This is a genomic window from Collinsella aerofaciens (genome assembly GCF_001405375.1).
Lineage (GTDB): Bacteria > Actinomycetota > Coriobacteriia > Coriobacteriales > Coriobacteriaceae > Collinsella > Collinsella aerofaciens_F.
This window is the reverse complement of sequence record NZ_CYYP01000002.1, coordinates 181,423-202,233: the sequence shown is the minus strand read 5'-3', so window position 1 is coordinate 202,233 and position 20,811 is coordinate 181,423. Positions and strand designations below refer to the sequence as shown.

16 protein-coding genes and 1 tRNA gene are annotated in these 20,811 nt (G+C 57.1%); 12 read left to right on the top strand and 5 right to left on the bottom strand.

What is annotated here, in order from left to right:
* Positions 1–137 precede the first annotated feature (137 nt).
* A tRNA-Met gene (locus tag ARB25_RS01920) sits at positions 138–214 on the top strand.
* A gap of 588 nt (positions 215–802) precedes the next feature.
* The gene (locus ARB25_RS01915) at positions 803–1,660 is read left to right on the top strand and encodes a MurR/RpiR family transcriptional regulator (RefSeq protein WP_006235773.1); all 858 of its coding nucleotides are present in this window, start codon (positions 803–805) and stop codon (positions 1,658–1,660) included.
* A gap of 73 nt (positions 1,661–1,733) precedes the next feature.
* Here ARB25_RS01915 and ARB25_RS01910 read toward each other — a convergent pair whose 3' ends face one another.
* The 3 genes from ARB25_RS01910 to ARB25_RS01900 are packed head-to-tail and all read right to left on the bottom strand — an operon-like array spanning position 1,734 to position 4,952.
* Positions 1,734–3,062: a 6-phospho-alpha-glucosidase gene (locus tag ARB25_RS01910; protein WP_055285367.1), complete on the bottom strand. Its 1,329-nt coding sequence runs from the start codon at positions 3,060–3,062 to the stop codon at positions 1,734–1,736.
* Between the two features lie 19 nt (positions 3,063–3,081).
* A complete protein-coding gene (locus tag ARB25_RS01905) occupies positions 3,082–3,351 on the bottom strand; it encodes a hypothetical protein (protein ID WP_055285366.1) in 270 nt (89 codons plus the stop codon).
* A 38-nt stretch (positions 3,352–3,389) separates the two neighbouring features.
* Positions 3,390–4,952, bottom strand: a complete 1,563-nt coding sequence (locus ARB25_RS01900) for a PTS transporter subunit EIIC (RefSeq protein ID WP_055285365.1) — start codon at positions 4,950–4,952, stop codon at positions 3,390–3,392.
* Positions 4,953–5,846: 894 nt separating this feature from the next.
* Between ARB25_RS01900 and ARB25_RS01895 the strand changes: the two genes are divergently transcribed.
* Complete coding sequence (locus ARB25_RS01895; protein ID WP_055285364.1) at positions 5,847–6,359, top strand: hypothetical protein; 513 nt, start codon at positions 5,847–5,849, stop codon at positions 6,357–6,359.
* Here ARB25_RS01895 and ARB25_RS01890 read toward each other — a convergent pair.
* Positions 6,340–7,254 carry a hypothetical protein gene (locus ARB25_RS01890; protein ID WP_156327652.1) on the bottom strand — a complete coding sequence of 305 codons (915 nt, stop codon included), beginning with the start codon at positions 7,252–7,254 and terminating at the stop codon, positions 6,340–6,342. The two genes, ARB25_RS01895 and ARB25_RS01890, sit on opposite strands and share 20 nt — an antisense overlap.
* An 88-nt stretch (positions 7,255–7,342) precedes the next feature.
* Here ARB25_RS01890 and ARB25_RS01885 point away from each other — a divergent pair, with 88 nt between their 5' ends.
* The gene (locus ARB25_RS01885) at positions 7,343–7,678 is read left to right on the top strand and encodes a hypothetical protein (protein ID WP_055285362.1); all 336 of its coding nucleotides are present in this window, start codon (positions 7,343–7,345) and stop codon (positions 7,676–7,678) included.
* A gap of 640 nt (positions 7,679–8,318) precedes the next feature.
* Here the strand turns inward: ARB25_RS01885 and ARB25_RS01880 are convergent.
* Positions 8,319–9,986, bottom strand: a complete 1,668-nt coding sequence (locus tag ARB25_RS01880; protein ID WP_055285361.1) for an RNA-binding domain-containing protein — start codon at positions 9,984–9,986, stop codon at positions 8,319–8,321.
* A 754-nt stretch (positions 9,987–10,740) separates the two neighbouring features.
* On the opposite strand from ARB25_RS01880, the gene bilR reads away from it, so the two are divergent.
* The 8 genes from bilR to ARB25_RS01840 all read left to right on the top strand — a co-directional run bounded on the left by bilR (position 10,741) and on the right by ARB25_RS01840 (position 20,735).
* Positions 10,741–12,771, top strand: a complete 2,031-nt coding sequence (gene bilR / locus ARB25_RS01875) for a bilirubin reductase, long form (protein WP_055285360.1) — start codon at positions 10,741–10,743, stop codon at positions 12,769–12,771.
* Between the two features lie 449 nt (positions 12,772–13,220).
* Entirely contained in the window at positions 13,221–13,616 is a 396-nt protein-coding gene (locus ARB25_RS01870) for a helix-turn-helix domain-containing protein (protein WP_055285359.1), read from the top strand.
* A 181-nt stretch (positions 13,617–13,797) separates the two neighbouring features.
* Positions 13,798–16,680 carry a proton-conducting transporter transmembrane domain-containing protein gene (locus ARB25_RS01865; RefSeq protein ID WP_055285358.1) on the top strand — a complete coding sequence of 961 codons (2,883 nt, stop codon included), beginning with the start codon at positions 13,798–13,800 and terminating at the stop codon, positions 16,678–16,680.
* Between the two features lie 12 nt (positions 16,681–16,692).
* Positions 16,693–17,256 carry an NADH-quinone oxidoreductase subunit B family protein gene (locus ARB25_RS01860; protein WP_055285357.1) on the top strand — a complete coding sequence of 188 codons (564 nt, stop codon included), beginning with the start codon at positions 16,693–16,695 and terminating at the stop codon, positions 17,254–17,256.
* The gene (locus ARB25_RS01855; protein ID WP_055285356.1) at positions 17,256–17,975 is read left to right on the top strand and encodes an NADH-quinone oxidoreductase subunit C; all 720 of its coding nucleotides are present in this window, start codon (positions 17,256–17,258) and stop codon (positions 17,973–17,975) included. The genes ARB25_RS01860 and ARB25_RS01855 overlap by 1 nt, the downstream gene beginning before the upstream one ends.
* Before the next feature lie 5 nt (positions 17,976–17,980).
* Positions 17,981–19,069 (top strand): hydrogenase large subunit, encoded by a 1,089-nt coding sequence (locus tag ARB25_RS01850; protein ID WP_055285355.1) that lies wholly within the window; start codon positions 17,981–17,983, stop codon positions 19,067–19,069.
* Positions 19,070–19,076: 7 nt separating this feature from the next.
* Positions 19,077–19,418: a 4Fe-4S dicluster domain-containing protein gene (locus ARB25_RS01845; protein ID WP_055285354.1), complete on the top strand. Its 342-nt coding sequence runs from the start codon at positions 19,077–19,079 to the stop codon at positions 19,416–19,418.
* Positions 19,419–19,907: 489 nt separating this feature from the next.
* Positions 19,908–20,735, top strand: a complete 828-nt coding sequence (locus ARB25_RS01840) for a VWA domain-containing protein (RefSeq protein ID WP_055285353.1) — start codon at positions 19,908–19,910, stop codon at positions 20,733–20,735.
* Positions 20,736–20,811: the final 76 nt, after the last annotated feature.

The window sequence follows — 20,811 nt, the reverse complement described above, 5'->3', positions numbered from 1 at the left end:
GCTCGGCTGCGATTCGTTTACGGTGATAGGGGCTGAGGGGTTTAAATATGAAGGAATTATGCTCTACGAGATTTTCCTTGCCGTTTACCGAACTCCCGCGTAATATTCTTTCTTGCGCACATGAGGCGCCCAGACATTGCGGGGTGGAGCAGTCTGGTAGCTCGCCGGGCTCATAACCCGGAGGTCGTAGGTTCAAATCCTGCCCCCGCGACCAAGAACTTGCAGCTCGGAAGCAAAATTGCTTCCGAGCTTTTTCTTTATCGGTTTACTTTGCGGGTGAATTGCGGGTGAATCCTGAGTCAATTTATTATGTGAAGCAAATAAACCATTGATAATCGCGGGCCGGTCGGCTTGACTTATCGACCGATAAACTCCAATTGGGAGGAGTTTCGGCGGTCCTTAGCTAATAATAGTGCCGGGGATGGATTGCGCCGCCCCCGGACCTTGCGCGCCAAAGGGACGAGTCCCCTTGGAACCCCGTCTATTGCTCTCAACACGGAAACAGGGGAGTGGGGGATACGGGTTGTAGGATGCCGACGGGCGAGCGCTATGCTGTCTCAAGTCCGCATGTAGCTTGTTCGGAGGCTGTCTCTGCGTCTCAAGGCGGGCAATGAATTCTGGCAATCGAACTTCTTCGTATCTGTTCGCTGCGACTTGAGCGATGCGCTCCGCACAAATAATGTTGCCGAAGCATGCGGAATATCAGAAGAGAGATTGCAGGACATGAGTCAGCGCATGAAGAGCTGCCCGTCGTTTTGATAATGACATAATTAAGTGGCAAACTAAAGCGATCGGAGCGACCATGATTCTTGACAGCCTGCGTAACAGCGCGTCTTTTAATGAAACCGACCGAGCCATTGCTACCTATCTGCTCAATCATACCGGCGACCTTAAGACCCTCACTATGGCAAAGCTCGCACAGGAGACTTACACCTCGAACGCGACAATCATCCGCTTTTGTAAGAAATTGGGCCTAAGCGGCTATCGAGAGTTGATCATGCAGCTCATCCAGGAGATAAGCGGAGACTATCTTCTGGCTGCCACTGTCGATCACAATCGTCCTTTTGGCAGTACCGATTCAATTGAGGCCATCGAGGGCAACCTTGCAAATCTCCTGAAGGGCGTCATAGATCAAACGAAAATCGAGCTCGATAGCGCCAAATTGAGCATAATCGCCAAGGCAGTTCTTAGCGCCCCGCGAATTTACATCTTTGCTAAAGGGGAAAGCTATCTGGCGGGATGTATCTTTCGCAACAATCTTCTCAAGCTCGATCGTCATGTCACCATGGCGGACGACGGTGGCCTGCAGACACTGCACGTTAAGAACGGTAGGCCCGGCGACCTGTTTTTATTCCTAAGCTACAGCGGCATTCACTATGATTATTCCAAATACGCCGCCGCTCTTTCCGAGCGCGGAATCAAGCCGTGTTTAATCACGGCGTTTTCTGATTCGGCGCTCGCCAGGCAATGCGACACTGTCTTGCTCATTCCAAAATCAGAGCGCGTGATTGGAAAGGTTGCCAATTACTCTTCCATGATCTCGCTCACGTATACGCTTCAGGTTATTTATTCGCTTATATTCAATCAGGATTATCAAGAGAACTATCGTGTAAAACACGAGGCCGATTCGTTCATCTTTACGAGTTTTGCGGAGATTTAGTCATACAAAAGGTGACCCCAAAGCATTTTGCCTTGAGGCCACCTTTTGTGCTTTTGCTATCTGGATGGCTTCTCTACTTCAGCTCAGGCCAATAGCCCTTGTTCGCCTCGATCATGTCGTCCAAGACTTCCTTAGCCACGCGCGCTGAGGGAATCGTGCGATTGAGGGTGAAGGCCTCGAGTGCCTTCTGGTAGGAGCCCTCGATAACGGCCTCGACCACAAGGCCCTCGCAGGCATCCTGCTGCTCGATAAGGCCCTTGTAGAAGCGGGGAATCTTCCCGACGCGGACCGGTTCGGCTCCTCGATCGGTGATGTACGCCGGAATCTCGACGGTCGCGTCGTCCGAGAGATTCTCGATTGCGCCATTATTGGGCACAATCACCAGCTGGCGATGGCGCAAATCCTTCGCCAGGGACTTGACGACATCGACAATGAACCTGCCGTGGACGCCTACGTAGAACTGCGTGAGATCGACCTTTTCACCGCGCTTAAGCGCCGCAGATGCGTCGAAGATACGCTTTTCGCGGCCGTTTACGACCTGCATGCCACGCGTGTTATTGATGTCCATGTACTCCACGCAGGCATCGGGCAACAGGTAATACTGGTAATAGGTGTTGGGGAGGTAATCCTGGAATAGCGTAGAAATCGTTGCCGCATTCTTGAAGGTGTGGGCCCAGTCTGGGTCCTTTACCAATGCGTCATTGAGGCTTGCCTCGGAAATGTAACCGTACTTACGCACGTGCTCTTTGAGCTTGTCCGTAACGTCGACGCCCTTGCAGCGTACGCTGGTATACCACCCAAAGTGATTGAGGCCAAAGTAGTCGACTTCAATGTCGTCGAGTTCGCAGCCCAAAATCTCCGCCATGCGGGCTTCAATCTCTACCGGCATATCGCAGATGTCGAGAATGCGAGCGTTTGGACGCAGCTTGTGCATCGCCTTGGCTACGATGGCAGCGGGGTTAGAGTAGTTGACGATCCAGTAGTCCTTGCAGGCGTACTCCTCGCAGAAATCGACAAGCTCGCACATGGGGAAGATGGTCCTCATGCCATAGGCCATGCCACCTGCTCCGCAGGTCTCTTGGCCGACTACGCCATGGCGCAGGCTGATCTGCTCATCCTGGATACGCATCTTGAGCCCGCCCACGCGCATCTGCGCCATAACAAAGTTCGCATCTGTAAACGCCTCTTTGGGGTCGACGGTTACATGCAAGGGGATCTCGGGGGCAAGGTCATCGATAACTGCCTTAACCACCACAGCGACCGTGTCCTGGCGTTCCTTGTCGATGTCATAGAGCCAAAGCTCACGAATCCCCAGTTCGTCCTTTTGATCAATCAGGTCTTTGACGATACCGGCGGTATAGGTGCTGCCGCCGCCGCAGATGACAATCTTGTATCCGTTCATGTTGTTCATGCCTTTCAAATCAAATTGAGCTGCAGACAATCTTGGTTACTATCTGCACGAAGTAGGTAGCGATGTTGATGACCGCCGCCATGCCTGCAATGCTGCCTGCGTCCGCGTGCCTTCCTGAACGCCGGGTCCAAACCGCAGCGAGTAGACCCAGGAGCGGCCAGATAAAACCACATGCGAATGCAGCCATAAGTACGAGAAGACCCCTTGTCGACTTTTCTTTGTACATGTTGAGCAGGCGTTCGAACATGCCTCGGATTGAATGAAACGTTTTGGTCAACATGAGGTCTCCTCGCTTATCGCTTATCGATTACGCGACTGTTAATCTTCCAGATTAAGGATGGGACGCAGCAGGTCGTAGACGGAGTGCACGTTGGTTCCCACGACAATTTGGACATTGGTGCCGTTCTTAAACAGGCCCTTGTCGATAGCCTTCTTGATGGTCTCTTCGTTGACCTTGTCGGGATCTTTGACTTCGACACGGAGACGAGTCATGCAGCAGCCCATGGTGTTGATATTGTCCTTGCCGCCAAGGCCGTTGATGATGTTCTGCACCATTTCCTGCTGTTTTGCGTCGACTTCCGGAGTTCCGGAGGACTCGAGAGCATTGTTGCCTCCGGAGACCTCTGCAGACCACTCTGCGGAACGGCCGGGCGTCATGAGGTTGAGTTTCTTGATCACCATCGCCAGAACGATGAACGAAACGGCGGCAAACACGATGCCCAAGACGATGTAAATCGGGAACTTGGTGACGCCCATTGGCAAAGGCAGGCCGAGCGTGAGCAGCTCGATGCCACCGTACATGTTAAGCAAGCGGACTCCCAGGACAAACAGGAGCATCTCGCCCAGTCCGTAGAACAGGCTGTAGGCAACCCAGAGAATCGGAGACGCGAACAGGATCATGAAGTCGAGCGGCTCAGTGATGCCGGAGAGCATGGCGGTGATGTAAATGGGCACCAGCATGGCTGCGACAGCTTTTCGATTCTCCGGACGGGAAGTCGCAATCATTGCGAGCACGGTGCCGAGGGTTACGAATTCCTTGCCAAAGCCGAACATGGCAAAGCGGACAGAGGGGTCGACTGTGGTGAGGGATCCGTCGGCGATATGGGGAAGCTCGGCATAGAAGATGTTTGCTGCGCCGGAAACACTCTGGCCGGCGACGACCGCCGTGCCGCCAATCGCGGAGTAGTCAAACGGCATCCACATAAAGTGGTGCATGCCGAGAGGTACGAGGACGCGGTTCAGGAAGCCGTAAATGAAAACGCCCAGACCACCCGAGGCTGCGATGAATGAAGAAGCGTTGCTGATGGCGTTGGCGATAGGGGGCCACACGATAGTCGCTCCGATGCCGAAGACAATGCTCAGCGGAACCATCGCCAGAAGGGCCAGGCGGGGTCCGCCGTAAATCCGGATATACTCCGATACCTTTACGTCGATCAGTTTGTTATAGAGCCAACCGCAGAAGCATCCGATGAGTACGCCGCCGAAGACGTTGACATCGGTAACTTGAAGACCCAGTACCGTTGCCTGGCCAGTGCCATACAGACCCATCGCGCCAGCTTTTGCCAGCTGATCGGTGAGCGTCAGGTAGGCGTTGTTGACATACAGGAACATGAGGTAACTAATAAGTCCAAACACTGCCGCGTTGGATTTTTGCTTCTTTGCGAAGCCTGCCGTTAGGCCGACTGCGAAAATCACCGGCAGGTTGCCGATCACCGCGGAGTTGGTTGCCGCGGAGAGCAGCGTGCCCAGATCTGCGACAACTCCGCTGCCGAGCGAGCATACCGTGGCGATGGCCAAAATGATGCCCGTTACCGAAAGGTACAAAATAGGGTCGACGATAACGCGGCCAAAGTTCTGGAAGGCCGTTTTGACTTTATCCATCTCTTCCCCTCTCCTAACTAATCTCGGGGGCTTGCCCCTTAGGCAGAGACGACACTCGCATACTTGCCGGCGTCAGGTGTTGATGTCGCCTCTGTTTACGGATTTCATGATAGTTGGGGTGTTTGCAAACAGGGCGGGCTGGAACAAACGGTTCTTAAAAACAAGTGCGACTAATCTATTTCGTTGTTACCATCTTTCCATTTCGGTCAGCGGTATTCATTTTTAGGCAAATGGCTTTGGACGCGAGTGACTAGCTACGCCTTGATTTGCCAAGTTTGAAATCCATCCATCTCTTTTTAATAGGCTCTTGCCGCCCGGGCGTCCCGGAAGAAAGGAGGAGGAGCGGAAGAAGCATTCCGATCCTGTGCGCGTCCATTTCCTGTGACAGCAGGGTTTCAAGCAGCTTTTTCGCTTCATCGAGGCGCAGGGGCTGCCTTTCGGCTCCCTGCGACCGCGGGACTGATATTGCATCGCTTGCGATGCAACTGTTGAAGTCAAGCAATCGTTGGTCGAATTTTGGTCGAAATTGGCATGGCATTGATTCAAGCATTTTATCAAAATATGTTAATCTACCTGCGCATATAACGGTATCAAAGAGCTTCAAAAGGTGTCGATAAACATCGATATTCTGTTCTCATGACCCGAAGGTCGTAGGTTCAGATCCTGCCCCCGCGACCAAGACTTTTGTAGCCAGGAAGCTTAACGGCTTCGGCTTATAGGACAAAAAGTGTGTCCGCTTTGGGGGCATCGGCGCAGGTCGATGCCCCTTTTTCAGCCGTTTAAAATCCGCGCCCGCTTTTTACCGCTCGGACAGAATGTGTGTCCGGTTGCCTATCGTTCTCGCGGGTAGATAACCTTTTCCGGAACCGTAAAACCCTTTCGGAAGAGGTACCCATGAAGGCCGTTTATTGCCCCTACTGCGGCGGTCGGACCAAGCGCAACGGCAGGACGTCTTCGGGCTACTGCGCGTGGAAGTCGCGCCCGCCGAGCGCGAGCTTTGCGGCGGACATGGTCACGTTCTCGTATTTAAACCCGAACTACCTGCCCTACTCGTGCACGAACCTTGCAGGCATTTCCGGCCTAGGGAACCTCTTGGGCGTGCGGTCGATGGGCTACGCGTTCTCGTCGTGCACCTTCGCAACCATCGACTTCCGGGGCATCGACCCGTCCAGGCTCACGAATCTGTTCTGCACGTTCTTGGGGTATTCATACCTGACGATGATTTACGCGGACGCGACATGGGCACTGCCAACGAGCGGCATCACGGGTTCGCAGTGGTTCTATTCCTGCTCCACGTCGCTCGTCGGCGGCAACGGGACCGTGTGGGCAAGTAGTAAGACGGCCTGCTCGTACCTGTGCGCCGAGGTGGCTGGTACGCTTGGGTACATCATGGCTTCTCAGCAATGAGTTTGGCCTTGGCCACTATATCGGTATTGGCCATATCTGAGAACATTTCGTCGACGAGCCGAACGTAGAACTCGTAGGCTTCGTAGCGAGATGCTTTCAGAGCGCCTTCGGCTTCCCTCAAACGCAGCCCAGCATCTCTCGCTTGCGCTTTTCTTGCCATCTGCTGCATGACTGGTTCGTCACCGCCTTTGGAATCATCACCTCTCTGCAGTTTCGCCACCTCCGCATCAAGGCGCGTCATCAATAACTCGTATTCACTCTCACCAACATTTGAGAGGCTGATCAGCAAGTCTTTGAAAGTTCTGGCAGTGAGCATGCGATTTAGAGCTGCCCTGCAAGCATTAAGTTCTGCGTTGGCTTTTTCGACCATATCCTGGGCAATGAAGGCACTCCCTGCAGATGGCTTCTCATTCTCCAGCGTGGTCTTTCCAAGCGGCCACTCTACGCTTGCCTTCCCCGTGATGCTTTTAAGTGCGGTGACTGCCCCGCTCTCCAATCCAACGATGTCGGCGACATCTTGGAGCTCGTACGAATCGCAGTCCGTTTCGCCGATTAGATAGCCGATTGGTTTTCCGAAGAAATCGGCAAGTTCGACCAAATCAGTCCAATTCGGGAAATGGTCTCCCTTGAGGAAGTGGCTAATCCTTCGCGCTATGGCCTTGCACGCCTGGTCCGTCTTCTTTACGCATTGAGCATCGATGCTCGATTGGTTTTCTCCTCCGTAACGCCTTTCGTACATGAGCCTCGCGAGCTCGATTTGCGAGAGGCCAACTCTACCGTCCGTATTGACGAAACTCCGCATTAAGCTTGCAAGTCGTTCTGGAAGCACATCTTCTGGCTTATAACGGCGGACATACATTGTCTGAATACCCTTTCTAAATAGCGCAGCAGACATATCTTAGACATTTACTGTTTACTTGTGCAGTTGCATTATTGACCCAAGTAATCAAGTAGCCAGCGGGCGGTCGAGTTAGGAGGACACGATGACGGATTGGGACTACGCGCAGCTGTCACATATTGCAAAGGAGTCGGGCGGACCAAGGGCGCTTATCGCAAACATCAGAAATGGGGGAATTGCCACAGGAAGGTGGCAGGGTTGCATTGTTGGATCTGCTGTAACGCTTGCCATAGGGAGTATGGGTTTGTGCCTGTATAACAGGCACCAGAAGAAGCTGGCGCTTGCCAACGAGAGCGCCGAAATCCTTGAGTCGAACATCGAAGCCTACGATGCCATCCAAGCGGAGGGGGCCACGGGCGCAGCCGATGAAGACGAGCAGAGTATTCGGGATGAAGGACTAGGTGTCGAAGCCGCCGTTTAACGACGAGCAATATTGCTAGCCAATTCAACGATATAAACCTAGAAGGGTCGAGCCCCCGGCACAGCGCCGAGGGCTCGCTTTCGTTGCGGATTGATTACACTGGGCGGTCTTGAGCTCCCGATACGTCGGGCCGCCCTTGCTGATGTTTACTTAAAAGTGGTCCGAATGGTCAAGCTAGCGTACTGGACAAGGATCTTCGAAAAACGCTTCGAGCTGACGGCGGCGCCCTTTGATGCTAAAAGGCATCGGGCCTGCGTTTCTATAAGGCCGGCCACCCAATTAAGAGCCATCAGGACGCATGGCTGCGGTACATCGAGGGGCGGCTTGGATGGGCTATCGAGATGAAAAAGATCGTTGCGGAGATCGGGTTTTAAAAACGCTTCGGCAATTTACTGGCTTATAGGACACACTTTTTGTAGCTTTCAACTATGAGTCGACTGTTTTCCGACTACAAAACGCGGGGATGCCATCGAAAAGGACACTTGCGGTATCCAGAGTCGGGTAGGGATGGATGCCGCAAGTAGAGAGTCCAATGCAAGTAGAGAGTCCAATATTAGATGATGCGCCCGGTAAGGTACCCAGACGCATCGCGGTCGGTCTGTTGGAAGCCGTGCGTCTGACGGTGAGATCCATCACGATGTTACAGGGCATGCCATCTTGCGGTCTTTCCCGTTCCGTCGCTATCGATGGTCTTGTCTACCTTCTTCATCTTCGCTAACAGGTTCGACACCTTCTTGGCCTTTTGCGCGTCGGTAAGGCCCGAGGGGAGAAGATCGTTGATGAGGGCGGTGATTTTCGCACGTGGTGCGGGCCCCGTTTCTGAGAGCATCTGAATGACAAACGCCTTGCAGGCCTCTTCATTGAGGCCTTTGCTGCGCGTGTAAGACACCTCCTGCCCCGTCTTCGAGGCAAGGGCGTTCGTGATGGAGATATGGGGGTACCTGCCTTCGATAAGCTTGAGTCGATGCAGCTCTGCGGCCTCCTCGTTCGTGATTTCCTCGCCTTTTTGAACCTTGTCCAAAAGGTAGACGACGTCCATCGGAAGGTCCGGTTTAGCATAGAGTAGCCTGCTGTAGCTCTCATTGATGGTCTTACCGTAGACGCTTACGCGCACGCGGGTTGGATCCGAAAGGTCGTAGGTGGGTAGGGGGAAGTATCGCTTTCTCTGCATCTGGAATACTTTGGGGATTCCCATGGCGATGGTGTCAATCATGTCCATCTGCACCATCGCCTCGGAAAGGAAGGGGTTGCGGTAGTAGCTTGGCTTAAAACCCGGCCGCATCGCATTTTCGATTGTCTCCGGAATGAAGGACCCTTCGTTTAGGAACACGAGGTGATCCTCGAATTCCTCGACATTGATTCGCCCCTGCATGGAATAGTCCTGATGGGCGATACAGTTGTTCAGGAGCTCTCTGATGATCTCGGGTTCGTACTGGTCAGCCTCAAAGGGAAACAGACTCGCGCCATTTGCGTTGAACCGGTACTTCTCGTTGCGGATTTTCCCGAGTACCTGGTCAATCGCGAGAAGGAAGGGTGGTTTGAAGTGCTCGTAAGAGGTTACCGATCCATTGGAGGCATAGAGAGTCCAGGTGATGCGCGGGCTCATCCCATCGAGCAGACGGGTGGATTCTGGCCTTCCGAGCAGGATGAGTGTCGTCGGGGTGATCTTGCCGTTTCTGGTTAGGTTTGCCATGTCGAGAATCGTGCGGTCATCCATGTCCGCGAACGCCCCGGAATGCCGCCGGTGCTTGGAGAGAAAGAGCTCCACCGCTTTCTTCACGGCTTTGGGGTCGAGGTCCTCGAAGGTTGCTTCTTCGATTTCGAGGGCACTCCAGTCCGGCCTCCGCATTTGGCGTATCTGCTCGTACTTATCGATGGGGAGTGGCCCGAGTGATTCGCCCTCGCGCGCCCATGCCGCATTGTTGAACGCCGTCGGCATGCCTGGCGTTGCGGCGGGGATTTGAAACGCGAGGACGCGTTTGCCGTCAATCCTGAGTTCATGGATCTCTCTCAGGGTGAGGTGGTTGTTCGCGCGGTCCGCAATCTCCTTTTTAAGGGATCGAAGGTTGGCCGGATTTCCTTCTCGGTAAGCGGTTCCGCATGCGACCTTGTCGTTGTCCATACCGAAGATGAGCCAGGCGTCTTGTTTCCCGCGCAGGACCGCTTCGTTACTCAGGGCGGAGAAGTACTTCCCGAGGTTCTTGAAACTGAAGTCGTTTTTCGCTTCCTTGAGCTCGATAACCTCGCTCTCATAGGGCTTCTCGATACGGGCGATGAGTTCAAGGACGTCGTGATCGCTGTAGTACAAGATCGCTCCTAACGGTCTCGTGGCTGATATTTAGTCGTAAGATACGACTAAATATCGAAATTAAAGTCATTTTAGTCCAATCTAACGACTAGAAATAAAGATGTTGGACTGTTTATAGGACTAAATACTGTGGAAGGCACGGCTTTAGTCCAATCGCTGTTTGACGGCCCGCCATATCCATAACCCGGAGGTCGTAGGTTCAAATCCTGCCCCCGCGACCAAGAACTTGCAGCTCGTCGGCCTAGCCGGCGAGCTTTTTTGTTATTTCGGGACCGTGTTTTCGATCCAATTCTCGGCCTCTCAAACAAAATCTCGATCTGTAACATCTAGACCCGATTTGGGCGGCTAGGTGTTACAGATCGAGATATACCGGTGGGCTTGGTCGTGTTTGTCTAAATCTGTAACACGAGGGACGGTTTTTGCCGAGTAACCGTTACAGATTGAGATTTTCTAGCAGGCGGGTTTGGTTTGTCTCGATCTGTAACAGGTAGGGGTCAAAAGTGGGCCTAGCTGTTACAGATCTAGATTGTTGAGGATGGGCCGAGAGGAATGTCTCGATCTGTAACAGTAAGACCCGGTTTTGTCGCGTAACTGTTACAGATTGAGATAAACCGACGGGCCGCCCCGCCCATCCCCATCCACCTGCCGCTACCTGCTGTCCGCCGATTTCCGTTGCGCTGCTGTATTCCCATGCCATATCCTCTAGATAACTACGCGGCATCATCGCCGCCGCGCCTACAAGAGAGGAATGTCCATGACCACACCTGCATCCAAGCTGCTCCAGCCCATTACGGTTGGCCCCCTTGAGCTCAAGAACCGCATTATGTTTCCGCCGCTGACCACCGGCTACGAGGAGCGTGACGGTTCCATCGGCGAGCGCAGCCTGGCTTTTTACGAGCGCTTGGCCCGTGGCGGCGTGAGCTACATCGTCATCGGCGACGTCGCTCCCGTTATGACCGCAAGCCCCACGCCCAAGCTGGCAACCGACGCCCAGATCCCCACGTTTAAGGCGCTGGCTGATGCCGTCCACAAGCACGGCGCCAAGGTCGCGCTGCAGCTGTTCCACCCCGAGTACGATGTGCCCGGTGTCGGCCGCATGGTCATGGGATCCATGGCCGCCGCCAAGGCCGCGCAGGAGGCCAAGGCCGCCGGCGACGAGGAGACCTTTGCCGCCAAGATGGCCGAGTCCAACGAGATCCGCAACCAGGCCTACGCCAAGCTGCACCACGACATGCAGCACTTTGTGAACGAGGCGAGCGTAGAGCAGCTCACCCAGATCAAGGAGGCCATCGCTGCCTCGGCCGCTCGCGCGCAGCAGGCCGGCATCGACGCCATCGAGGTCCACGGCGACCGCTTGGTGGGTTCGCTGTGCTCGGCCATCCTCAACCAGCGCACCGACGAGTACGGCGGCTCGTTCGAGAACCGCGTTCGCTACGCGCTCGAGGTCGTCGCTGCCATTAAGGAAGCCGCGCCGCAGCTGATGGTGGAGTACAAGCTCCCCGTGATCATGGAGAACCCCGACGGCACGCCGCGCGGCAAGGGCGGTCTGCAGCCCGACGAGGCCTGCGAGTTCGCCAAGCTGCTCGAGGGCGCGGGCATCGATATGATCCAGGTCGCACAGGCCAACCACACCGGCAACATGGGCGACACCATTCCGCCCATGGGCGCCATGCCCTACAACTGGACGCTGCCCGTGGCCGAGCGCGTCAAGGCCCTGGTCTCCGTGCCGGTGGCAACCGTGGGCCGTGTTGTCTCGGTCGAGGCCGGAGAGAAGATTCTGGAAGACGGCGCGGCCGACATCATCGCCTATGGCCGCTCGCTCATGTGCGACCCCGACATTGCGCTGAAGGCCGCCACGGGCGAGCCCATTCGCGAGTGCCTCAACTGCAACAAGGGCTGCGTCGACGCGATTCAAAGCCGCAAGTACATCTCGTGCGTGCTCAATGCCGAGAACGGTGACGAGGCGACCATCGCCATCAAGCCGGGCGAGGGCGACAAGAAGATCGCCGTGGTGGGCGGTGGCATCGCCGGCCTGGAGGCCGCACGCGTGGCGGCCAAGCGCGGCTACGACGTGACCATCTACGAGGCGAGCGATCATCTGGGCGGCCAGATTGTGCTGGCGGCTGCGCCTCCGCGCAAGGACGAGATCATGCGCTCGGTCGAGTACTACGAGAAGATTCTGCCTGGCCTGGGCGTGAAGGTTGAGCTCAGCCATGCCGCTACCGCTGAGGACCTCAACGCCGCCGACGCCGCGATTGTTGCCGTGGGCGCGCACGACGTGGTCATCCCCGTTCCGGGTGCCGACTCGGAGAAGGTCGTCTCGAGCTGGGACGTGCTGGCCGGCAAGGTGGAGCTCAGCGGGCGCGTCGCCGTCATTGGCGGTGGCCTGGTGGGCACCGAGACTGCCGAGTACCTGCTGCAGCACGGCTGCGAGGTGGCGATCGTGGAGATGCTCGACAAGATTGCCGCGGGCGAGTCCGAGACCATTCTGCCACTGATCATGAGCGACTTTGCAGAGCACAACGTGGAGCAGCACGTGAAGACCCGCCTGACCGCCATTACCGATGAGGGCGTGGAGGCTGTTCGCACCACCGAGGACGGCGCCGAGGAGCCGGTAAAGATCTCCTGCGATTACGTGGTGATGGCCGTGGGCTCCAAGGCCAACGCGTTTGACCTGGACGGCGTAACGGTGCCCGTGACCTGCGTGGGCGACTGCTCGGGCGAGCGCACCGCCGACATCGCGAGCGCCATCCGCACGGCATATCACGCGGCCAACGAGCTGTAGTTGAACATCGCGGCCAGGCGGGGCGGTAGCACGGATTCGTCTCGCCCGGCTGTGTCCCGTCGGGTGTCAACCGGTGCGGGGCCTGCAAGCGCAGCAGGTCCCGCCCTTTTTGTTTTGCTCCGGTGGATGGCAATGCGCGGTAATCATGAGGAATGAGGACGTCTACTGCCTTGCAGATCACTCAAAATTATTGGGGGAGGGGTTAATAACTATATCCTCTATACCAAAGGGCATAAAGAGATGCCAATTTTGTTGACAAGCGAATGACGATTAGCTGTGAGTCAGCTACCAGCGTAAATAATCGATAAAGATATGTCGTAATTTGGTGCCAAATGCCCAGATAACGCCGCGTCTATTTTAATTAACTGCTTTGAGCAAACAGCAAAATGCTACTATCTAACATGCACGTAAGAAAGCAGATTAACGGTTAAGGCTAAGAAGTGGCAGGTATGTCGGAAGCAACTAGGACTCGCACGCATGCGCCCGAGGTTAGGCAGCGCGCCGTCGAGATCCTCCAAGAGGGGGTCGGTCATCGCGCCCTCGCCGCGGAGCTTGGCATTCCCCAGGCCACGGCTCGTCAGTGGGCCCGCGCGTATGCCGTGGGCGGTGCCGACGCCGTTCTCAACGCCGGTTCGCATCATCACACCTATTCGTACGAAGTTAAGCTCGCCGTGGTCAAGGACCGCTTGGAAAACGGCTTGACGGTTCGCGAGGCCATGATCAAGCACAAGATTCCTAGCGAGTCTTCGGTCAAGGCTTGGTGCCGTCAGTACCGCGAGAGCGGTGAGGCCGCACTGGTCGATAAGCCGCGCGGTCGCAAGCCGCGCGTTAAAAAGGCGGAATAGCAAACGGGATGGTGCGCCCACAGGGGCGCATTTTTCTTGCCGCCCCTCTGCTCCAAAGCGGACAGACTCCTTGCCCCGTACGCCTAAAACTCCCCAGTTGACCGAAAACCTGCCGCCGCTACTCCTCAATTGAGCTATAACGTTAAACAATTGCAGCGTTTTTGCATGGGGGAGTGATGGTATGACGCTACTGTATTTCCTTACCCTGTTTCCGCTGGTACCGGCGCTGGGCATGCTGCTCGCGCGCGGTGACCGCGCCCGCGATGCGGTGGGGCTCATAGGTTCCGGCATTATTATGGCGGTGACAGTTGTAGTCGCCGTCATGTTTTTTGGCACGGGTCCGCAGAGCTTTGAGGTTGCCCCCGGCACCTCGCATGTGCTCTCGATCATCAGCTCCGCCATCGATGTCATCCTGTGCGCCGTCATCCTGTACAACGCGTACAAATATAGGAACGCGCTCACCACGGTGTTCGGCATAGTCCAGCTGGTGGGCTCGCTCGCCTTTGCAGCCATGACGCTGCCCGCGGCCGAAGCCGTCACGGCGACGCCGCTCTACCTGGACTACATGAGCGTGATCATGGTCCTCGCCGTCGGTATCGTCGGCAGCCTGATCTGCGTGTATGCCCTGGGTTACATGAAGGACTTCCAGGCCCATGACGAGCACGAGGCCGCGCTGCGCGGGCAGACCGCGCCCGACCGCCGCCCGCAGTTCCTGGCGCTTATGTTCCTGTTCCTCTCGGCCATGTTCGTCATCGTGACGAGCGATAACCTTGAGTGGCTGTTCTGCGGCTGGGAAATCACCACCGTGTGCTCGTTCCTTATGATTGGCTACACTCGCACGCCCGAGGCCATCAAAAACGCCTTCACCCAGATCATCCTTAACATGCTGGGCGGTATCGCGTTTTTGGTCGGACTCATGTACCTGCACGTTAACGGCATGCCGCTGACCATCTCGGGCATGATCAAACTTTCCGGCGCCGGAACCGCGCAATCCGCGTTGCTGGTGATGCCGGTCATCCTGTTGTCGCTCGCCGCGCTCACCAAGGCCGCGCAGATGCCGTTCCATACTTGGCTGCTCGGTGCTATGGTTGCCCCCACGCCCACGAGCGCCCTGCTGCACTCGTCCACCATGGTCAAGGCCGGCGTGTTCCTGATGGTCAAGCTGAGCCCGCTCTATGCCATCTATCCCGTGACCGGCTTTATGGTCACGAGTGTGGGTGCCATCACGTTTTTGCTTGCTGCCCTCATGGCCATCTCGCAGAGCAACGCCAAACGTGTGCTCGCGTACTCCACCATTTCCAACTTGGGTCTCATTAGTGCCTGCTTGGGTGTCGGCGCGCCCGAGGCCGTATGGGCCGCCATCTTCCTAATCCTGTTCCACACGGTGGCAAAGTCGTTGCTGTTCCTGTGCGTGGGCACGGCCGAGCATCATATCGGCAGCCGCAATATCGAGGACATGGACGGCATGTTCAGCCGCATGCCGCATCTGACGCGCCTGATGATGCTGGGCATCATGGGCATGTTCGTGGCGCCGTTTGGCATGCTCGTGTCCAAGTGGGGCGCCCTGGTGGCGTTTGCGCAGACCGGCAACGTGCTCATGATCATGGTGCTGGCCTTTGGCTCTGCCGCGACGTTTTACTTCTGGGGCAAGTGGCTTGCCAAGCTTTCGGGCGTCGACCCCACAGCTCAAAACGTTGAGGTCAATGTCCATAAGACCGAATGGATGGCGCTCAACACCATCGCCGCGCTACTGATTCTGTGCTGCGTGGCGTTCCCGGTTATCTCGAGCGGCCTGGTGTCGCCTTACTTGGCTATGGTGTTTGGCCGCGTGCCGTACGTTATTGGCAAGGACGCCATGTATCTGATGGTGGTTATCGTGGCGTTTATCGCCGTGGTGCTGCTGACTTCATTCCGCGTGAGCAACAAGCCACACGTCAACGTGTACCTTTCGGGTGTGGGAACCGACAAATATCGCCATTTCCGCGGCTCGATGGGACACGAGGTGAAGGCCGAAAAGCGCAATTGGTACTCGGAGGACGCCCTTGGCGAGAAGCGTATTGGCCCCGCGGGCAGCGTCGTGTGCTGCAGCATTATCTTGTTTGCGCTGCTGTGTTGCGCGTGGATTGGGCCCGAGCGACTTGCCATGAGTGCGCCCTCGGTGCTGCGCGGTAAGTATTTCGAAGGTTCGGGCGTCGTGGGCATCTTTATAGGCACCGTGGCGTTTGCCTTGGTTGCGCCGCTTGTGGGCGGTTTGATTGACGGCCTTGACCGTAAGCTTTCGGCCCGCATGCAGGGCCGTGTGGGTCCGCGTCTGCTGCAGCCCTTCTACGACGTTGCCAAGCTGCTGCGCAAGGCCCCTGCCAGCGTAAACACCATGGACGATACCTATATGGCGTGCGCGCTCATCTTTACCGTGGTGGGCGGCGGCATCTTTGTGTCGGGCTCCAACACGCTTCTGTGCGCGTTTATGGTTACCCTCGCCGCGATCTTTGTGGTGCTGGCGTCCGCCTCGACGCAAAGCCCGTTTGCCCAGGTTGGCGCCGACCGCGAGCTGCTGCAGGTTATGAGTTACGAGCCCGCCGTTCTGCTGATGAGCGTGGGCCTGTACCTTGTCACCGATAGCTTCGATTCCATTGCCGTGACGGGACAGTCGGCCCCCATCATCGTGTACAGCGCGCCCATTTTCCTCGCACTGCTCGCGGTGCTTACCATCAAGCTGCGCAAGTCGCCGTTTGACCTTTCGTACTCGCATCACGCGCATCAGGAGATCGTCCAGGGCGTCGCCACCGAGATGAGCGGCGGCACGCTGGCCAAGATGACCCTTATGCACTGGTGCGAGACCGTGCTGTTTTTGATGTGGGTGGGCATGTTCTTTGTTTGGAACAACCCGGTGAGCTGGGTCGTAGCCCTGGTCGTGATGGCCGCGACGTATTTTGTCGAGGTCCTGATCGACAACACCTTCGCACGCAGCACCTGGCGCAGCTGCTTTAGGCTCGGATGGGGCGTGGCGCTGGTGTTTGGCCTGCTCAACCTTATGCCCATCCTCGTCGACGTATTTATTTAGGAGGCGGCATCCATGGATCATAAAATGTCGCGCTCGCCGTGGGTTATTCATTACGACGGCTCGAGCTGCAACGGATGCGATATCGAGGTGCTGGCCTCGCTCACGCCGCTGTTCGATGCGGAGCGCTTTGGCGTGGTCAACACCGGCAACCCCAAGCATGCGGATATCTTTTTGGTGACGGGGTCGGTCAATGCCCAGAACCTGCCCGTCGTGCGCCAGATCTACAACCAGATGCTCGAGCCCAAGTGCGTGGTGGCCTGCGGTATCTGCGCGTGTTCGGGTGGCGTGTTCCGCGATGCCTACAACGTGATCGGCGGCGTGGACCGCGCGATTCCCGTGGACGTGTACGCGCCCGGGTGCGCCATTCGTCCCGAGACCGTGATCGATGCCATCGTGGAGGCATGCGGCATCCTGGACAAGAAGGAGGCCGTGATGCGCGCCGGCGGCGATCCGCTCACCGTGGGCGGTGCCGCTACCTGGGACGGCGGCGTTGAGCTGGGCGAGGACGGGTTTGTGGCTGCGGGGGCCGGCGACGCGCCTGATGGGACGCCCGCCACTGCAAAGGAGGCCGAGTAATGCAAAAGGCTATCTATACCACCGTCGGGATCGATGAACTGTTGCCGCATGTGCAGGCGCTCAAAGGTACCGGCGCGCGCTTTGTGCAGATGCATGCCGAGCGCTGTGTGGACGACGGATCGTATCGCTTGGTCTATACGTTTATCGACGTTCGTGCTGCTCAGGAGCATATTGCGCAGGACGGCAGCTATGCGATCGAGAACCTGGTGGTTGAGGGCATCGACCAGTACCAGGAGATTCCGTCCATCAGCTCGTACTATCCGGCGGTATTCCCGTTTGAAAACGAGGCGCACGACCTGTTTGGTCTTGCCATCACCGATATGCAGATTGACTTTAAGGGCTTTTTCTACCAGGTCTCGACTGCCGAGCCCATGAGCGTTATCACGCCCGAGGTGAAGGCCGCGCGCGAGAAAGCCATGAAGGTGCGTGCCGCCGCCGAGGCCAAGGCGCGCAAGGCCGCTGCCGAGAAGGCCGCCGCGGCTGCGGCTGCTGCAGGGGAGAGCGCTGCGAGTGCCGGCGATGCTTCGGCTGCGGCGAGCGCCCAGTCCGCTGCGGCTGCCGGCTCCGATGCTCAGCACGATGAAACTGCTGCGAAGGCCGCGCTCAAGGCCGCTGAGATGGAGGCAAAGCTCGCCGCCATGGATCCCGAGAAAGCGGCCAAGGTCCGCGCGGCGCTTGCCGCCAAGGTCGCCCGCGACAAGCAGAAAAAGGAGGCGTAAGGTCCATGGCACATCGCTCCGTTATTCCGTTTGGCCCGCAGCACCCGGTGCTGCCCGAGCCGCTTCATCTGGACCTGGTGATTGAGGACGACCGCGTTCTCGAGGCAATTCCGCAGATCGGCTTTGTGCACCGCGGACTCGAGAAGCTCACCGAAAAGCGCGACATGCACCAGTTTGGCTACATCGCCGAGCGCATCTGCGGCATCTGCGCCGTGGGCCACAGCTGCGGCTATGCCAGCGCCTGCGAGCGCATGCTCGACATCGAGGTGCCCGGCCGCGTGCAGTATATCCGCACCATTCTGCACGAGCTTTCGCGCATTCACTCGCACCTGCTGTGGCTGGGCCTGCTCGCCGATGCCTTTGGCTTCGAGGCGCTGTTCTATCGTTCGTGGACGCTGCGCGAGCAGATTCTCAAGATCTTTGAGAGCACCTGCGGCGGCCGCGTGATTCTGTCGATCAACGAAATCGGCGGCCTTAAGCACGACATCGAGGACTCCGAGCTGGCGGGTATTGTCCAGACGCTCGACGCCATGCGTCCCGACTACGAGGCCCTGGTGCATACGTTTTTGGACGACAATAGCTGCGGCGAGCGCCTGCATGGCGTGGGCGTGATCAGCAAGAAGGACGCGCTGGGGCTTTCGATGGTCGGCCCGTTTGGGCGCGCTTCGGGCGTGGACTACGACGTGCGCATGTTTGGCGACGGTGCCTATGCGGACTTGGCTGCATTTGAGCCCATCGTTGCTACCGATGGCGATTGCTATGCCCGCTGCCAGGTGCGTTGTGCCGAGGTCACGCAGGCCATGGACATCATCAAGGAGCTTGCGGGCAAGATTCCGCACGACGGTATCGGCGGGCGCACCAAGCTCACGCCGGCCGACGGCGCGCGTGGCGAGGTTGTGATTGAGCAACCGCGCGGCGAGGCGTATTACTATGTGCGCGGCAACGGCACCAAGAACCTGGACCGTTTCCGCGTGCGCACGCCGACGTCGCAAAACCTGGCGGGTCTGACGCATGCGCTGCAGGGCGTGCTCCTTGCCAACGTGCCCATGATTATCCTGACCATCGACCCCTGCATTAGCTGCACGGAAAGGTAGGCGCGGCATGAGTTTTCTGACATTTGCCAAGACGGCCTTGGGCTCTATGGTCAAGCAGCCGGTCACGGTGTGCTATCCGCAGGAGAAGCTGACGGCGCCCGAGCGCCTGCGCGGGCATATCGTTAACGACATGGATGTGTGCATCTGCTGTGGCATGTGCGCGCGGCGTTGCCCGGCGGGCGCGCTCGCGGTCGATCGCAAGGGCGGAACGTGGTCGATTGACCCGTATGCCTGCGTGGTGTGCGGCGAGTGCATCGAAAGCTGCCCCAAACATTGCCTGACTATGGACACCGCCCGTACCCCAGTCGCAGCGGACAAGACTCCCACGGTGGAAACCAAGCCGGAATAGCTCTGAAATGGGGCTGGAATAGCGCTGGGATGGGGCCGGCGGGGCAAAAATGCCCCGCCGGCCCCGCGCGTGAGCGCGCGGTTGTGCCGCCGCGAACAAAACTATGCCGGATTACGGGGCTGGATAGCGAACCTCCGACCATACGGAAAATCCCAAAAACAAAACCGCAGGTAGATAGCCTACCGTTTTTCAAAAAATGAAGGTATGGATGAGGATCCCGACTTTAGCCCCGTAATCCGGCATAGTTTTGAAATAGCACCATATCGGTGACAGCCCTTGAGCCCCCGGGGACGGAGGAAAACGGATCATTTTGGCCCGATGGCTCTGAGTCGCACCTATTTTCCTGCGAAAACGCCGTGTCTCAACTTTGGTGAGACATTTGTCTCACGTTCAAAATCGAATCTGGAGCATGTGTCACCTGCTCAAATTGTGTCTCATTCCGTAACTTTAGGCTGATGCAAGGTCTGAGACCGCGAGAAGGGAGACGCGATGGGTAAGTACACGAGGGGTCTCTTGGCGGTGATACTGGCCGTAGTGCTGGTGTTGCCGGCTGCAGCATTTGCCATGCTGCCCGAGGCCAACGCCAGGTCCAGCACCGGAATGGACGGACCGGAAGCGACAAAGGTAGTCGACCACGACACCAGTAACCATTGGAAGTTCTGGGCGGGCGGCTATGACGGCAGTAAGGTCACGACGCAAAACGTCGGCCGAATTTGGACGGATAAGACGGTCCAAGCAATCGATGACGGGAAATCGGACTTTTTGACCACGCTTTCGGCGATGTCTTCGACATCCGATACAACGTCGCTGGTTTCCAAGCCGCTCGACATCGTAATGGTGCTCGATGCCTCTGGCTCAATGGATGATTCTATGGGTGGTGGAGATTCTACCAAGCGTATCGTTGCGCTCAAGAATGCTGCCAACCACTTTATCGACACCATTGCCGAGCAAAACAAGAACGTTAAGGACGCGAGCAAGCAGCACCAGGTTGCCATCGTAAAGTTTGCGGGCAAGAAGAGCGATAAGGTTGGTAATGATACCTATCGCGACGACGGCAACACCTACAACTACTCCCAGACCATGTTGGGCCTCACGGTCTGCAAGGATGGGGGCGCAAAGAGCCTCAAGAACACGGTTAATTTAATCGAGCCCGCTGGCTCTACTCGTGCCGACTATGGCATGGACCTGGCCAAGGGCATCGCTGGTCGTGAAGACGCCCAGAAGATCGTTGTGTTCTTCACCGATGGCTCTCCTACGAGTTCTAATGGTTTTGAGGCCGAGGTTGCTAAGGATGCCATCAATATCGCCAAGCCATAAAGAGTGGCGGGGCGACCATTTATACCATCGGTATCTTCAACGGTGCGAAGCCGGGCGACGATCCAACAAGCAGCCG

Coding starts and splice junctions, on each gene's coding strand:
- ARB25_RS01910 (WP_055285367.1), bottom strand. CDS start 3,062: ATGAACGGATACAAGATTGTCATCTGCGGCGGCGGCAGCACCTATACC.
- ARB25_RS01855 (WP_055285356.1), top strand. CDS start 17,256: ATGCAAAAGGCTATCTATACCACCGTCGGGATCGATGAACTGTTGCCG.
- ARB25_RS01900 (WP_055285365.1), bottom strand. CDS start 4,952: ATGGATAAAGTCAAAACGGCCTTCCAGAACTTTGGCCGCGTTATCGTC.
- ARB25_RS01850 (WP_055285355.1), top strand. CDS start 17,981: ATGGCACATCGCTCCGTTATTCCGTTTGGCCCGCAGCACCCGGTGCTG.
- ARB25_RS01840 (WP_055285353.1), top strand. CDS start 19,908: ATGGGTAAGTACACGAGGGGTCTCTTGGCGGTGATACTGGCCGTAGTG.
- ARB25_RS01865 (WP_055285358.1), top strand. CDS start 13,798: ATGACGCTACTGTATTTCCTTACCCTGTTTCCGCTGGTACCGGCGCTG.
- ARB25_RS01860 (WP_055285357.1), top strand. CDS start 16,693: ATGGATCATAAAATGTCGCGCTCGCCGTGGGTTATTCATTACGACGGC.
- ARB25_RS01895 (WP_055285364.1), top strand. CDS start 5,847: ATGAAGGCCGTTTATTGCCCCTACTGCGGCGGTCGGACCAAGCGCAAC.
- ARB25_RS01890 (WP_156327652.1), bottom strand. CDS start 7,254: ATGTCTGCTGCGCTATTTAGAAAGGGTATTCAGACAATGTATGTCCGC.
- ARB25_RS01885 (WP_055285362.1), top strand. CDS start 7,343: ATGACGGATTGGGACTACGCGCAGCTGTCACATATTGCAAAGGAGTCG.
- ARB25_RS01870 (WP_055285359.1), top strand. CDS start 13,221: ATGTCGGAAGCAACTAGGACTCGCACGCATGCGCCCGAGGTTAGGCAG.
- ARB25_RS01905 (WP_055285366.1), bottom strand. CDS start 3,351: ATGTTGACCAAAACGTTTCATTCAATCCGAGGCATGTTCGAACGCCTG.
- ARB25_RS01845 (WP_055285354.1), top strand. CDS start 19,077: ATGAGTTTTCTGACATTTGCCAAGACGGCCTTGGGCTCTATGGTCAAG.
- bilR (WP_055285360.1), top strand. CDS start 10,741: ATGACCACACCTGCATCCAAGCTGCTCCAGCCCATTACGGTTGGCCCC.
- ARB25_RS01915 (WP_006235773.1), top strand. CDS start 803: ATGATTCTTGACAGCCTGCGTAACAGCGCGTCTTTTAATGAAACCGAC.